This window comes from Pseudomonas sp. 43A, assembly GCF_013363935.1.
GTDB classification, from domain to species: domain Bacteria; phylum Pseudomonadota; class Gammaproteobacteria; order Pseudomonadales; family Pseudomonadaceae; genus Aquipseudomonas; species Aquipseudomonas crudilactis.
The window spans coordinates 1,851,056-1,865,351 of the sequence record NZ_CP054880.1 but is presented as its reverse complement, the minus strand read 5'-3'; the positions used below and the strand labels follow the sequence as shown (position 1 = coordinate 1,865,351).

Here is a 14,296-nt window from a genome sequence, read left to right as displayed (position 1 = left end):
CTCGTCGATGTACAACTCCGATCAGCAAGCCTCGCGCACCAGCAGTGTGGCCGCAGCGATCAACCAGCTCGGCGCCGCCGCGCAGGAAATCGCCCGTAATGCTGCACAAGCGTCGAATCAGGCCAGCGACGCGCGTAGCCTGGCTGAAGACGGCCAGCAGGTGGTGGATCGCAGCATCAAGGCGATGAATCAACTGTCGAGCATGCTCAGCGCGTCGAGCAGCAATATCGAGTCGCTGAACAGCAAAACCGTGAACATCGGTCAGATTCTTGAAGTGATCACCAGCATTTCCCAGCAAACCAACCTGCTCGCGCTTAACGCGGCGATTGAAGCGGCGCGTGCTGGTGAGGCCGGTCGTGGTTTTGCCGTGGTGGCCGATGAAGTGCGCAATCTGGCGCATCGCACCCAGGAATCGGCGCAACAAGTGCAGACCATGATCGAGGAGCTGCAGGTCGGCGCCCGTGAATCGGTGAGCACCATGAGCGACAGCCAGCGCCACAGTCAGGACAGCGTCGAGATTGCTAACCTGGCTGGCGAACGCCTGAACAGCGTGACGCAGCGTATCGGCGAGATCGACGGGATGAACCAGTCGGTGGCCACGGCGACCGAGGAACAGACCGCTGTAGTGGAGTCGATCAACGTCGATATCACCGAGATCAATACGCTGAACCAGGAAGGCGTGGAGAACTTGCAGGCGACGTTGCGGGCGTGTTCGGACCTGGAGCAGCAGGCTTCGCGTCTGAAACAACTGGTTGGCAGTTTCCGCATCTAAGATCAAAGGCCTACCCCCTCACCCCAGCCCTCTCCCCCAAGGGGGCGAGGGGGAAAGGGAGCCGATCTTCATGCTGTTCAGAACCTGAGTTCGACTGAAGACTTTCAAGTCGATGTATCAAGCCCAAACGCCTCGATCAGTCCCCTCTCCCTCAAAAGGGCGAAGGGGAAAGGGAGCCGATCTTCATGCTGTTCAAAACCTGAGTTCGACTGAAGACTTTCAGGTCGAAGTATCAAGTCCAGACACCTCGGTCAGTCCCCTCTCCCTCCGGGAGAGGGTTAGGGTGAGGGTGCTCATCAGCTCTACCGCGCAATCCCGACCGAACATCTATTCTTGATAAAGGTCAACCAAAGGAGAACCACGCAGCGGAGGGTTGATCACCGTGCATATCGCCGACATCACCATGTTCTACGCCCCGGCCAGCGGTGGCGTGCGCACTTATCTGGATGCCAAACACCGCCGGTTGAGCATCAAACCCGGCACTCGCCACAGCCTGTTGATCCCCGGTGCGCATTTCAGCGAACACGACGGTGTTTATACGGTTCCAGCCCCCGCCCTGCCGTTCGGCAAGGGTTATCGTTTCCCCCTTCGCCTCGCCCCTTGGCGCAACGTGCTGCACGATTTGCAGCCGGAGCTGATCGAAGTCGGCGATCCCTACCTGACCGCCTGGGCCGCACTGGATGCGCGGCGGCAGCTGGATGTGCCGGTGATCGGTTTTTATCACTCGGACCTGCCACTGCTGGTCGGTAATCGCATGGGCCATTGGGTCACGCCGAATATCGAGGCGTATGTCACCAGGCTTTACGGCAACTTCGACCGGGTATTGGCGCCCAGTCAGGTCATGGCTGACAAGCTCAGCGGCCTCGGTGTACGCAATGTCTTCGTGCAACCGTTGGGCGTCGATCTGCAGACCTTTCACCCCAATGCCCGCGACCCGCAACTACGCGCAGAACTGGGCATCGCCGAAGAAACCCGGTTGCTGATTTTTGCCGGGCGCGGCTCGAAAGAGAAAAACCTCCCGGTACTGCTCAAATGCATGCAGCGCCTCGGCCCGCGCTATCACTTGCTGCTGGTCGGTTCGTCGATGCCCACCGCCGTGCCGGACAACGTCAGTGTGATCGACGAATTCTGTCCCGCGCCACGCGTCGCGCAGTTGATGGCCAGTGCCGATGCACTGCTCCATGCCGGCGACCAGGAAACCTTCGGCCTGGTGATCCTCGAAGCCATGGCCTGCGGCATTCCCGTGGTGGCGGTGGCGGCCGGGGCGTTCGAAGAGATTGTCACTGAGTCCTGCGGCCTGCTTTGCGCACCGAACAACCCGCAGGCGATGGCCAATGCCGTGCGCGAACTGTTCAATCGCGGCTGTACCAGGCTCGGCGCTCAGGCCCGCCAGCATGTCGAAACTCACTACGCCTGGGACACGGTGGTCGACAGTTTGTTGGGCCACTATCACGCCGTACTTGGACATACGCTGCCCAGGGTGGCCAATGCTTGAATCGACCAATAATCCCGCCGTCTTGCTGGTGCTGCACGACGTGGCGCCGTCGACGTGGGCGGACTACCAACCGTTTGTCGAGGCCGTCGACGCATTGGGCAACGTGCCGATGACGTGGCTGGTCGTACCGGACTTCCACCGGCACAATGCCCTCAACGATCACCCGGCATTTTGCCGAATGCTCGATACGCGCGTTGCCCGTGGCGATGAGTTGGCGTTGCATGGTTATTTCCACGATGACCAGGAGCCCGGCCCGACGACACCGCGCGACTGGTTCATGCGCCGCGTTTACACCCATGAAGGCGAGTTCTATCGTTTATCCCATGAAGCCGCCCTCGCCCGCCTGCGTGCCGGCATCGAAATCTTCCAGCGCCACGACTGGCCGCTGCACGGTTTCGTTGCCCCGGCGTGGTTGATGAGCGACGGCACCCGCCAGGCCCTGCGCGAGTTACCGCTGCGCTACACCAGTGATCCGCAACATCTTTATCGTTTGCCGGATTTCACCCCCCTCGACGCACTAGGCTTGGTCTGGAGCGCCCGCAGCGCGTGGCGAAGGGGCTTATCGAAGATTGTCAGCGAGCAGCGTCAACAGCGTTGGCGCCAGGCGCCGGTGATTCGTCTAGGCTTGCATCCCGTGGACATGCGCCACGGTTATTCCCGTGACTACTGGCTGCACACCCTCGAACGACTACTGAGTGAAGGACGCGTACCGATGACCAAAATCCACTGGCTCGACCAACAGCGCGGTCAATGGGGACACGCCGCATGAGTCGCGGCATTCTCTTGCTGATCGGCCTGCTCGCGGCGGTGCTGATTCCGGTTGTGCTGGGTGGCGGCGAAACCTGGTCGCGCTTGCAAAGTTTCCCGTTGCACTGGCTGCTGATCATGTTCGGCATGATCCTGCTCTGCTGGGGCATCAATACCTTGCGTCTGCGCTTGTTACTCGGCGATCAGCGCGAGCGTGTCACGCCGCTGCAAAGCCTTGGCGTAGTAATGGCCGCCGAGTTCGCCTATTGCGCCACTCCCGGCGGCAGCGGCGGGCCATTGACAATCATGGCGCTGCTGGCCCGATCAGGCGTGCGTCCGGCGCGGGGCAGCGCGGTGTTTGCGATGGATCAGCTCAGCGATTTGCTGTTCTTTCTCTGCGCCCTCAGCGGGATTCTGATTTATGCGCTGTTCCAGCACCTCAGTGACCGCCTCGAGTGGTTACTGACCGTCAGTGCGATTTCGCTGTTCGGCGGTTTGTTCAGTTGTGTGCTGGTCGCGCGCTATCACCGCACCTTGATTCGCCTGAGCGGTCGCCTGTTGGCAAGGATGAACGTCAAGGCCGGTACCCGCCGTCGCTGGGCGCGCAAGTTGCTGCACTTTCTCGCGGCGTTTACCGATACGTTGAAGTTGCCCTGGCAAACATTGATCAAAGTGTTCGCCCTGACCTGCGTGCATTGGTTGTTGCGTTACAGCGTGCTGTATCTGGCGCTGCGCGGCCTGGGCGCAGACTTGCAGTGGGCGTGGAGTTTTCTGGTGCAGATGCTTTCGCTGGGCGCTGGCCAGTTCAGCTTGCTGCCGGGCGGCGCGGGAGCGGCGGAGCTGACCTCGGCGGCACTGTTGGCGCCGATGGTGGGGAAATCCACCGCAGCGGCGGCGATTCTGATCTGGCGAGTGGTGACGTATTACTTTTATCTGCTGGTGGGCGGCCCGGTGTTTCTGTTGATGTTGGGTCGGCCGCTATTGAAGAAGCTGATGAACGTCAGACAGGCTTCTTGACGTCGTTCTGATGCTCTTCCTGGAGTTGTTCCCACAACTCGGCAGCGCCGGGAAACTCGGTGCCATCTTCCGGGCTCATGTCCTCGGGATCATATCGACTCAAACACCCCTCGCCCAAAGTCGCCGGCGCTTTGGAAGTGGCTTTGTCCAGTGGGTCGCTCATGAAGGTTTCCTCGGGGCTTGAATGAACAAGGGTCTGAGCGATTGAACGCCCAGACCCTTGGTTTTTCAAGCCTGCGTGAGTTCGATCAGAACACTACAGTCTTGTTACCGTGCACCAGCACACGGTCTTCGAGGTGATAACGCAAGCCACGAGCCAGCACCATCTTCTCGACGTCACGGCCGAAACGCACCATGTCTTCGATGCTGTCACTGTGGCTGACGCGCACCACGTCCTGCTCGATGATCGGACCGGCGTCCAGCTCTTCGGTCACGTAGTGGCAGGTCGCGCCGATCAGTTTCACACCACGCAGGGAAGCCTGGTGATACGGCTTGGCACCGACGAACGACGGCAGGAAGCTGTGGTGAATGTTGATCACCTTGTGTGCGTATTCACGGCACATGTCTGGCGGCAGAATTTGCATATAACGCGCCAGCACCACCACTTCGGCATCGTGCTGTTTGACCAGACGCGACACTTCGTCGAAGGCCGGTTGCTTGTCCTGCGGATTGACCGGAACGTGGTAGTAAGGAATGCCATGCCACTCGACCATGCTGCGCAGGTCGTCGTGGTTGGAAATCACGCAGGAGATGTCGCAGTCCAGCTCATCGCTGTGCCAGCGGTGCAGCAAGTCAGCGAGGCAGTGGGACTCGCGGCTGGCCATCAGCACAACACGTTTTTTCTGCTCGGTGTCGGTGATGCGCCAGTCCATCGAGAACTCTTCGGCGATCGGCGCGAACTTCTCGCGCAGAACTTCAATTCCGAAAGGCAGCGAATCGGCACGAATTTCGTGACGCATGAAGAACCAGCCGACCTGATTGTCCGAGTGGTGGCTCGCTTCGGTGATCCAGCCGTTGTGGGCTGCCAGAAAATTACTGACTTTGGCAACGATGCCAACGCGGTCCGGGCAAGATATCACCAGCCGAAAAGTGCGCATGAGGGGGGAACTCCAGAACTTCGCAAAGGCGGCCATTCTAGCGATTGCGCGGCAAAACTGCAGTACTGATGAGCACCCTCGCGCGCACCGCCTCGACACTCGGATTTCTGACGGCGACAAACGTCACCCTCGTGGCGCTGCGCGAGCCCTGTTTGATCCTTTGACTGTGAATATCTGTGATGACTGCATCACACTATTTAACTGAACATTCAAATTGCCGGTTTCTTTCGTAACTAATTTAAATAAAAAGTCCGGTTAAATGTTTACTTGATGAAACAGCCTGACTATTATTGCGGCACTGTCCCCTGCCATTCAGCACTCTACTAAGGTAGTAATCATGTCCTTGATCAACGAATATCGCGCCACCGAAGAAGCTATCAAAGAGCTGCAAGCCCGTTTGAAGAACCTGTCCGAAGACGACAAACTGCAAGCCGAGCTGGAATTCGAAGGCAAACTGCGCACCCTGATGGGTGAATATTCCAAATCCCTGCGTGACATCATCGCGCTGCTGGATCCAGAATCGAAAACCAAAGCACCACGCGGTGGCGCAGTAAAAACTACCGGCACCAAGCGTGCTCGCAAAGTTAAACAATACAAAAACCCGCACAACGGCGAAGTCATCGAAACCAAAGGTGGCAACCACAAAACTCTGAAAGAGTGGAAAGCCAAGTGGGGCGGTGATGTGGTTGAAGGCTGGGCTACCCTGCTGGGCTAAGCCGCAGTACCCGTCGCAGACCAATCTGCCACGAAAAGAAACGCCAGCGAATGCTGGCGTTTTTTTTATCCGCGAAAATTAGCGCCGATCATGTTCGATTTCAAAGATTCAAACGTTTGCGTAATGCCTGGACATAATTCTGCCATTCATCGAGTACGGCTCTCTGCATCGGTGTCGCACTAAGCGACCATTGCTCTGCGGCCTCGGTAAAAGATTGCAAGGTATTCGGCGCACCCCATTCAGGTGTGGACAAACGCTGCTGACAAAATATCCGCCAGCGTTCCTGCTCTTCAAAACTCAAGGTCTCGGGAAAGTTACGTGCTCGATATCGAAAGAGTAATTCAGGCAAACGTTCATCATCGAAAGGCCATTGCTCTTGCGCTAATTGCGAAGGGTCAGCGCTCCTCACTTGCTCACATAGACGCCGGTCGCGGTCACCGATAAAACCGTCGTACAACTGTTGTTCCGGATCCTCGCTCGGGGTGAAATCTTCGCTGACATAAATCGCAGCAACTTTATCTTTCCAAACTTGTTGTGCGTCAGTTAGTCGCAGCGCGCGTTCCTGATAAAGCGCCATGTCCAGACCCAGCCTTTGCTGATCCTGCGCACGCAGTACCGACAGCGGAGCCACCACCGGGCAACGGTTGACATGAATCAGCTTGAGCGGCACCGGCAACTCGCCCTCAGGCAAATCGTCACGGCGGGTGTACAAGCGCTGGCGCAGGGTTTGCGCATCCAGATCGAGCAAGCCCTGCGGATCGAGGTGCAGGTCGCAGACGATCAAGGCGTTGCGGTTTTTCGGGTGCCAGGCCAGCGGCAGCACCACGCCAACATAACTGCGCGCCGCCGAGAAGCGCCCGGAAACATGCACCAGCGGCTGCAACAAGCGAATCTGATCCATGACTTTTTGCTTGCTGCGCAATTGGAACAGCCAGTCATACAGTTTTGGCTGCTTCTGACGGATCAACCGCGCCAGGGCGATGGTCGCGCGCACGTCCGACAGGGCTTCGTGGGCATGGCCGTGATCAATATTGTTGGCGGCGGTCAGGCGTTCGAGCTTGAGCGTCACCCGCCCGTCGTCGTCCGTCGGCCAGACCAGCCCGTCGGGACGCAGCGCGTAGGCGGCGCGCACCACGTCGATCAGATCCCAGCGACTGTTGCCGCCCTGCCACTCGCGGGCGTAAGGATCGAAGAAATTGCGATACAGACTGTAGCGCGTCATCTCGTCGTCGAAACGCAAGGTGTTGTAACCCGCCCCGCAGGTGCCTGGGGCAGCCAGTTGCGCATGAACGCGGGTCATGAAATCGGCTTCGCTCAAACCGTTTTCGGCGAGCTGGCTCGGGGTGATACCGGTGATCGCGCAAGCCGCCGGATGCGGCAGGATGTCTTCGCTGGGCTGGCAGTAGAGGTTGACCGGCTCATCGATCTCGTTGAGGTCATGGTCGGTGCGAATCCCGGCGACCTGCAACGGACGGTCGCAGCGGGGATTGATGCCAGTGGTTTCGTAGTCGTACCAGAAGATTGAAGTCACGGGCGGTTCCTGAACTGAAGATCGGCGAAGTCTAGGCGTTCAACCGCCGTCGCGGCCAGCCTTGAAACATTCAAACACCTAGTGTCACTCGCTGTGCAATACATAGTTATGTCGTTTTCCCCCGAGAGACTGCTAGCATCGACCTCACTTGCCCCCCGAACAGGCGAACATCAGGTAGCCCATGCTCGAGCCTACAGCACCGCCAAGGAAAGCACCGCTGGCCCCGCCGCTGGATACGCGGTATCAGGTCGAAACGCCGGAAGGCATCGATCTGCCGTTGCGCCCCGCCGGGTTGATGGTGCGCGCCGTGGCCTTCGCGATCGATCTGGCTCTGCGCGGCGTGGTCATGGGTGTGCTGTTCATCGCCCTGGCGTTTCTCGGCAAGCTCGGCATGGGCCTGGGTTCACTGCTGCTGTTTGCGATCAGCTGGTGGTACATGGTGCTGTTCGAAGTGCTGCGTCAGGGCCGCTCGCCGGGTAAACAATGGATGGGGCTGCGCGTGGTGCACGATGACGGCACTCCGATTGGCTGGTCGGCCTCGCTGCTGCGCAACCTGCTGCGCTTTGTCGATCTGCTGCCCTTCGGCTACTTCCTTGGTACCCTCAGTTGCCTGCAACACCCGACCTTCAAACGCCTCGGCGACATCGCTGCCGGCACACTGGTGGTCTACAGCGAACGCCCGCTGACTCGCCCGCAACTGCCTGAAGCCGAACCACGGCGTTCGCCCGTCCCCCTGACGCTCGCGGAACAACGCGCCGTGCTGGGTTTTGCCGAGCGCCAAGGTGAATTATCGTCAGCGCGGGTCAATGAACTGGCAGCACTGCTCGCCCAACCACTGCATATTTCCGCGCCCAAAGCTGTTACTGAACTCAATGGTATCGCTCGCGGTTTGTTGGGCCCGACATGAAGCAGAGTCTTTTCGAAACCCGCCACAAGGCCGAATGGGAGCGGTTTGCGCTGGCCCTCGAACGCCTTGAGCGCGGCAAGGACACCTCGCAAGTCGGCGGTTTCCCCAAGGCCTATCGACGCCTCTGCCAACATCTGGCGCTGGCACAGGCGCGCGGTTACAGCAGTTTCCTCATCGACTCACTGCAGCAACAGGTGTTGCGCGGCCATCAACAGCTGTACCGTCATCGCAGCCGATTCGGCGCCAATCTGCTGAGTTTCATCCTCGCCGACTTTCCCAGACTGGTGCGCGCCGAATGGCCCTTTGTGCTGGTCGCCAGCCTGCTGTTCTTCGGCAGCCTGATCGGCGTCGGCGTGTTGGTGTATGTATTTCCCGACCTGGTCTACAACCTGATCCCCGCCGATCAGGTGCGCGAGATGCAAGGCATGTACGATCCGGTCGCCGGCCACCTCGGACGCCCCGCCGAACGTGCGGCCAGTGAAGACTGGGTAATGTTCGGTTACTACGTGATGCACAACATCGGCATTGCCTTTCAGACCTTTGCCAGCGGCTTGTTGCTGGGCGTGGGCAGTGCGTTCTTTCTGTTCTACAACGGCATGGTCATCGGCGCGGTCGCCGGGCATCTCAGCGAGATCGGTTTCGGCCAGACCTTCTGGTCATTCGTCATCGCCCACGGTGCCTTTGAACTCACCGCCATTGCCCTCGCCGGCGCGGCCGGCCTGGAACTCGGCTGGGCGTTGATCGCACCCGGACGGCTGACGCGCGGTGAAGCGCTGCAACGGGCGGCACGCAAAAGCGTGTTGCTGGTCTGCGGGGTGATGCTGTTCCTGTTGATTGCCGCGTTTATCGAAGCCTATTGGTCGTCGAAAACCACTGTCACGCCGCTGACCAAATATCTGGTCGGCGCCGGGCTTTGGGCGTTGGTCGCGCTCTATCTGGCGTTCGCTGGAAGGACCCGCCATGCGCCTGAGTGACGCCACCGTGGTGATCCGCCCGCGCACGACCTGGGAGGCCATGGACCTCGGCGTGCTGATGAGCCAGCAACACCGGCGTCTGCTGATGACCAGTTGGGCGATCGTCACCCTGCCGCTGTTCGCCCTGCTCAGCCTGCTGCTGTGGGACTCGCCGTCGCTGGCGGTGTTTATCTTCTGGTGGCTGAAACCAGCGTACGAACGCCTGCCGCTGTACATCCTGTCGCAAGCGCTGTTTGGCGAGACGCCGACACTTAAACAGGCCTTGCGCGAATGGCCACGCCTGCTCAAACCGCAACTGCTGGCCAGTCTGACCTGGCGCCGCCTGAGTTTCAGCCGCAGTTTTCTGCTGCCGGTGGTGCAACTCGAAGGTCTCGACGGCAGTGCCCGGCAACAACGCCTGCACGTGCTGCTGCAACGCAACGCCGGCGCTGCGCAATGGCTGACCCTCATCGGCGTGCATCTGGAAACCGCGCTGTGGATCGGCCTGATGGTGCTGTTCTACATGTTGCTGCCGCAACAGGTCGAAACGGATTGGAGCTGGCAGTCACTGATTCTCGCGGCGGATCAAGACTGGCGCTGGCTGGAACATCTGACCAATGCTTTCTACGCGCTGGTGCTGGTGGTGTGGGAGCCGATCTACGTTGCCTGCGGTTTCAGCCTTTATCTGAACCGACGCACACAACTGGAAGCGTGGGATATCGAACTGGTGTTCCGCCGCTTGCGTCAGCGCCTGAACAATGGCGTGGTGGGATTGCTCTTGGCGGTCTGTCTGGTGCTGCCGAATATGCCGTCGACCTGGGCGGCCGAGCCTGATGACAGTCCGCAGGCACCGCGCTTGTTGAATCAACCACTCACTAGCCAGGCCTCACGGGACAGTATCAAGGCATTGCTTGAACAGCCGCCGTTCAAGAACAAGGAAGTCGTCACCCGCTATCGCTTTGGCGACGACCCGGCGAAACCTGCCGAAGCGCAAAAACCGGGTGAAGCGCCGCAGTGGCTGAAAACCCTGCTGGGCTGGCTCGACGGACAACACTTGAATGTGCTGGCGAAGGTCATTGAAGTGCTGTTGTGGGGCACGCTCATTGCGGTGCTGGGCTGGCTGGGCTGGCGCTATCGCGAGTTTCTCCAGGCCTTTGTCAGCCGCCGCCCCAGACTGCCTTCCAAACCGAAACGAGCGTTGCCGCAGCAAGCCTTCGGTCTGGATTTGAACCGCGACACCTTGCCTGACGACATCGCCGCCCATGCCGAACAACTGTGGCAAAGCCAGCCCCGTGCAGCGTTGGGCCTGCTCTATCGAGGGTTGCTCAGCCATCTGCTGCATGACTTCGATCTGAGCCTGAAACCCGCCGACACCGAACTCCAGGTGCTCGCGCACGTTGAACAATTGCAGCGCCCCGAACTGCTCGCCTTCAGCCGCAGCCTGACTAATCACTGGCAGAACATGGCCTACGGGCATCGCGTACCACCGGCGTCCATGCAGCAGGAATTGTGCGATGGCTGGCGCGCCTTGTTCGGCCCCGGAGCCGCCCGTTGAGTCGCCGGACACTGTGGTGGGTTGGCGCGTTGATCGCCCTGTTGCTGGGCGCGCTGAGCGTTTTCCTCTACCTCAAGGCCAAGCCTTATCAGGAAGAAGTCGATCACGGCCCCTCGCCCGCCGCGCAAGCCAATCCTTATCTGGCGGCCGAGCTGTTTTTGCGTGAGCGCGGCCTCATGGTCAGCCACGCCGAAAGCCTCGCGGTACTGCCGGAAATCGACCCTCGCCGTCATACGTTGCTGTTGTTCAACGACCGCTCACGCATGACCCCGCGTCAGGTCGATCAGGTGTTGAACTGGACGCGGGCCGGCGGGCGGCTGGTGTTCGTCGCCGAATCGCTGTGGGATGAGCAGAGCAAACAAAGCAATGACCTGTTGCTTGATCGGGTGCAGCTGCATCAATCCCTGAGCAAGGATCTGAAAGACCTGCCCGCCGACGTGGCGCCAGACCGCTTCCCGAAATTGACCAAACTCTATCTGGAAGACGAAGACGCCCCGGCCTACGCCGGTTTCGATACCGACTTCCACCTCGACGACCCGAAGAATCTTGCGCAAGCCTGGGCCAACAGCGCCAAGGCCACGCACATGATGCAACTGCCCTACAGCCTTGGCTCGATCACCGTGGTCACCGACGCCGAGTTGTGGAAGAACAACATCATCAGCCAATACGACAACGCCTGGCTGCTCTGGTATCTGAGCGCCGACACCGACGTCACGTTGATCTACAACACCGAGCACGATGGCCTGCTGACCTTGCTCTGGCGCTACTTCCCGCAAGCCATCGTTGCCCTGCTCGCGTTGATCGGCCTGTGGCTGTGGCATGTCGGTGTACGCCACGGCCCACTTCAGCTACCCGCCCCGAGTGGACGCCGACAATTGCAGGAACACCTGCGCGCCAGCGCCGATTTCCTGCTGCGCCACAACGGCCAACAGGCACTGCTGCAAGCACTACAACAGGATGTGCTGCGCCGCGCCCGTCGCCGCCATCCCGGCTTCGATCAATTGAACGTTGCCGAACAATGGCTGGCATTGTCGCGCCTGACCCGGCAACCCACCCGCGCTATCAGCCAGGCCCTGAGCCCGGTGCCGAACCGGCGGATCTCCAGCGCCGATTTCTGCCGCCAGGTCGCCCACCTGCAAACCTTGAGGAACACGCTATGACTGAACAGATCGAGCCCGGCAGCGCCAGCCACGCCGCCCAGCAACGCCAGCGTGCCAGCCAGTTGGCGCAAGCGGTGCGCGGCGAATTGCAGAAAGCCCTGATCGGCCAGAACCAGGTGATCGACGACGTGCTCACGGCGCTCATCGCCGGTGGCCACGTATTGCTTGAAGGCGTGCCGGGGCTAGGCAAAACCCTGCTGGTGCGCGCATTGGCCCGCTGCTTCGGTGGCGAATTCGCGCGGATTCAATTCACCCCGGATCTAATGCCCAGCGACGTCACTGGCCACGCCGTATACGACCTGCAAACCGAGCAGTTCAAGCTGCGCAAAGGCCCGCTGTTCACCAACCTGTTGCTGGCCGACGAGATCAACCGCGCCCCGGCGAAAACCCAGGCGGCCTTGCTCGAAGCGATGCAGGAACGGCAGGTCACACTCGAAGGTCGCGCCCTGCCCATCGCGCAACCGTTCATGGTGTTGGCGACGCAGAACCCGATCGAACAGGAAGGCACTTATCCCCTGCCCGAAGCCGAGCTCGACCGCTTCATGCTCAAGGTGCGCATGGACTACCCGGACGCGGATCAAGAGTTGAACATGGTGCGACAGGTCAGCCGTTCAACCCGCGCCGACATGCTCGATGTGCAACCGCTGCGCACTGTGTTGCAAGCCAAGGACGTGCAAGCCCTGCAACGCATCGCCAGTGACTTGCCGCTGGACGATCAGGTGCTCGACTACGCCGTGCGTCTGGCCCGTAGCACGCGCACCTGGCCGGGGCTGATTCTCGGCGCCGGGCCCCGCGCCTCGATCGCACTGGTGCGTTGCGCCCGTGCCCGCGCGTTGTTGCGCGGCGGCGAGTTCGTGATCCCGGACGACATCAAAGGCTGCGCACTGGCTGTGCTGCGCCATCGCGTACGCATTGCCCCGGAGCTGGACATTGAAGGGCTGCAGGTCGATCAGGTGCTGCAGCAACTGCTCGACCAGATTGCGGCGCCGCGTCTGTGAAACCCTCACGCCTGCTGTTGATCTGGCTGGCCTTGCTGCTGGCGATCGGCATCGTTCTGGGTACATTGCGGGCGCTGGAAGTCGACATCCCTGCCAGCCTGATATCGATCAACTGGGGGTTGCTGCTGGCGCTATTGGCCCTGGCGGTGCTCGATGCCCTGCGCCTGCAACGCCTGCCAACACCGCGCATCACACGGCAAATGCCCGGCAGTCTTGCGCTCGGCCGCTGGGGTGAAGTGCGCCTGGAAGTCGAACATGACTTCAGCGAACCGACGCACATTGAACTGTTCGATCACCCGCCAGCCGGGCTGAGTTTCGAAAACCTGCCGCTGTCGATTGAATTGCAACCCGGCCGGCGCAGCCTGCTCGGTTATCGATTGCGCCCGCTCAAGCGCGGTCATTTCAGCTTCGCTCACTGCGAAGTCAGCCTGCCCAGTCCCTTGGGATTATGGACAGGCAAACGCCTGCTCGATGTCAGCGACCAGACCCGCGTCTACCCCGACTTCGCCCGACTCTACGGCGGTGAACTGCTGGCCGTGGACAACTGGCTCAGCCAGCTCGGTGTGCGTCAGCGCCAACGGCGCGGTCAGGGTCTGGAATTCCATCAGTTGCGCGAATTCCGTGAAGGCGACAGCCTGCGCCAGATCGACTGGAAAGCCACCGCCCGTCAACGCACACCGATTGCCCGCGAGTATCAGGACGAGCGCGATCAGCAGATCATCTTTCTGCTCGACTGCGGCCGATGCATGCGCAGCCAGGACGGCGAGCTGTCGCATTTCGACCATGCGCTCAATGCTTGCCTGCTGCTGAGTTATGTGGCCCTGCGCCAGGGCGATGCGGTGGGACTGAGTACCTTCGCCAGCGAACAGCCGCGCCATCTCGCGCCAGTCAAAGGCGCCGGGCAACTGAACGTGTTGCTCAACACAGTGTATGACCTGGGCAGCACACAACGCCCTGCCGACTACCAGGCCGCCGCCAATCAACTATTGGCCCGGCAAAAACGCCGGGCATTGGTGGTGCTGGTCAGCAACCTGCGCGATGAAGTCGACGATGAACTATTGGCTGCCGTCAAACGCCTGAGCACACAGCACCGCGTGATGGTGGCAAGCCTGCGCGAGGAGACGCTAGACGCCCTGCGACATGCACCGGTGCAAACCTTGCCCGAGGCTCTGGCCTATTGCGGGACGGTGAGTTATTTGAACGAGCAGGCAGAACTCCATGAGCGCTTGAGGGCTCATGGGGTTCCGGTAGTGGATGTCCGGCCAGCGGAACTGGGGGGCGAACTGGTGACGCGGTATCTGGCTTTGAAGAGTGCCGGAGGTTTTTAGCGCCTTCTTCAGTTGGAAAAG

General features: G+C 60.5%; 14 protein-coding genes. 11 read left to right on the top strand and 3 right to left on the bottom strand.

The genetic code is table 11. From position 1 onward, the window contains the following. Positions 1-7 precede the first annotated feature (7 nt). The 4 genes from HUW52_RS30690 to HUW52_RS08175 all read left to right on the top strand — a co-directional run bounded on the left by HUW52_RS30690 (position 8) and on the right by HUW52_RS08175 (position 4,031). Positions 8-772: a methyl-accepting chemotaxis protein gene (locus HUW52_RS30690; RefSeq protein ID WP_371929256.1), complete on the top strand. Its 765-nt coding sequence runs from the start codon at positions 8-10 to the stop codon at positions 770-772. 382 nt (positions 773-1,154) lie between these two features. After that, a complete protein-coding gene (locus HUW52_RS08185) occupies positions 1,155-2,267 on the top strand; it encodes a glycosyltransferase family 1 protein (protein WP_175553368.1) in 1,113 nt (370 codons plus the stop codon). After that, positions 2,260-3,036: a DUF2334 domain-containing protein gene (locus HUW52_RS08180; RefSeq protein WP_175553367.1), complete on the top strand. Its 777-nt coding sequence runs from the start codon at positions 2,260-2,262 to the stop codon at positions 3,034-3,036. Before HUW52_RS08185 ends, HUW52_RS08180 begins: the two co-directional genes overlap by 8 nt. Then, positions 3,033-4,031 (top strand): lysylphosphatidylglycerol synthase transmembrane domain-containing protein, encoded by a 999-nt coding sequence (locus HUW52_RS08175; protein ID WP_175553366.1) that lies wholly within the window; start codon positions 3,033-3,035, stop codon positions 4,029-4,031. The genes HUW52_RS08180 and HUW52_RS08175 overlap by 4 nt, the downstream gene beginning before the upstream one ends. On the opposite strand, the gene HUW52_RS08170 is transcribed toward HUW52_RS08175, so the two are convergent. Together HUW52_RS08170 and purU are read right to left on the bottom strand one after the other, a co-directional pair. Then, positions 4,015-4,194, bottom strand: a complete 180-nt coding sequence (locus tag HUW52_RS08170) for a hypothetical protein (RefSeq protein ID WP_175553365.1) — start codon at positions 4,192-4,194, stop codon at positions 4,015-4,017. The genes HUW52_RS08175 and HUW52_RS08170 overlap by 17 nt on opposite strands. Positions 4,195-4,279: 85 nt before the next feature. Beyond that, positions 4,280-5,128: a formyltetrahydrofolate deformylase gene (purU, locus tag HUW52_RS08165; protein WP_016983125.1), complete on the bottom strand. Its 849-nt coding sequence runs from the start codon at positions 5,126-5,128 to the stop codon at positions 4,280-4,282. Between the two features lie 337 nt (positions 5,129-5,465). On the opposite strand from purU, the gene mvaT reads away from it, so the two are divergent. Next, a complete protein-coding gene (gene mvaT, locus HUW52_RS08160) occupies positions 5,466-5,843 on the top strand; it encodes a histone-like nucleoid-structuring protein MvaT (protein ID WP_016983124.1) in 378 nt (125 codons plus the stop codon). Between the two features lie 100 nt (positions 5,844-5,943). Here the strand turns inward: mvaT and sbcB are convergent, their stop codons facing one another. Next, positions 5,944-7,374 (bottom strand): exodeoxyribonuclease I, encoded by a 1,431-nt coding sequence (gene sbcB / locus HUW52_RS08155; RefSeq protein ID WP_175553364.1) that lies wholly within the window; start codon positions 7,372-7,374, stop codon positions 5,944-5,946. A 181-nt stretch (positions 7,375-7,555) separates the two neighbouring features. On the opposite strand from sbcB, the gene HUW52_RS08150 reads away from it, so the two are divergent. Genes HUW52_RS08150 through HUW52_RS08125 form a run of 6 tightly spaced genes read left to right on the top strand, consistent with a single transcriptional unit; the run spans position 7,556 to position 14,275 of the window. Continuing rightward, positions 7,556-8,281, top strand: a complete 726-nt coding sequence (locus HUW52_RS08150) for an RDD family protein (RefSeq protein WP_175553363.1) — start codon at positions 7,556-7,558, stop codon at positions 8,279-8,281. Further along, on the top strand, positions 8,278-9,255 hold the full coding sequence (locus tag HUW52_RS08145) for a stage II sporulation protein M (RefSeq protein WP_175553362.1): 978 nt from the start codon (positions 8,278-8,280) through the stop codon (positions 9,253-9,255). The genes HUW52_RS08150 and HUW52_RS08145 overlap by 4 nt, the downstream gene beginning before the upstream one ends. Next, positions 9,242-10,789: a DUF4129 domain-containing protein gene (locus HUW52_RS08140; protein WP_175553361.1), complete on the top strand. Its 1,548-nt coding sequence runs from the start codon at positions 9,242-9,244 to the stop codon at positions 10,787-10,789. Before HUW52_RS08145 ends, HUW52_RS08140 begins: the two co-directional genes overlap by 14 nt. Continuing rightward, entirely contained in the window at positions 10,786-11,949 is a 1,164-nt protein-coding gene (locus HUW52_RS08135) for a DUF4350 domain-containing protein (RefSeq protein WP_175553360.1), read from the top strand. The genes HUW52_RS08140 and HUW52_RS08135 overlap by 4 nt, the downstream gene beginning before the upstream one ends. Continuing rightward, positions 11,946-12,947: a MoxR family ATPase gene (locus HUW52_RS08130; RefSeq protein WP_016983118.1), complete on the top strand. Its 1,002-nt coding sequence runs from the start codon at positions 11,946-11,948 to the stop codon at positions 12,945-12,947. Before HUW52_RS08135 ends, HUW52_RS08130 begins: the two co-directional genes overlap by 4 nt. Further along, a complete protein-coding gene (locus HUW52_RS08125) occupies positions 12,944-14,275 on the top strand; it encodes a DUF58 domain-containing protein (protein WP_175553359.1) in 1,332 nt (443 codons plus the stop codon). The genes HUW52_RS08130 and HUW52_RS08125 overlap by 4 nt, the downstream gene beginning before the upstream one ends. Positions 14,276-14,296: the final 21 nt, after the last annotated feature.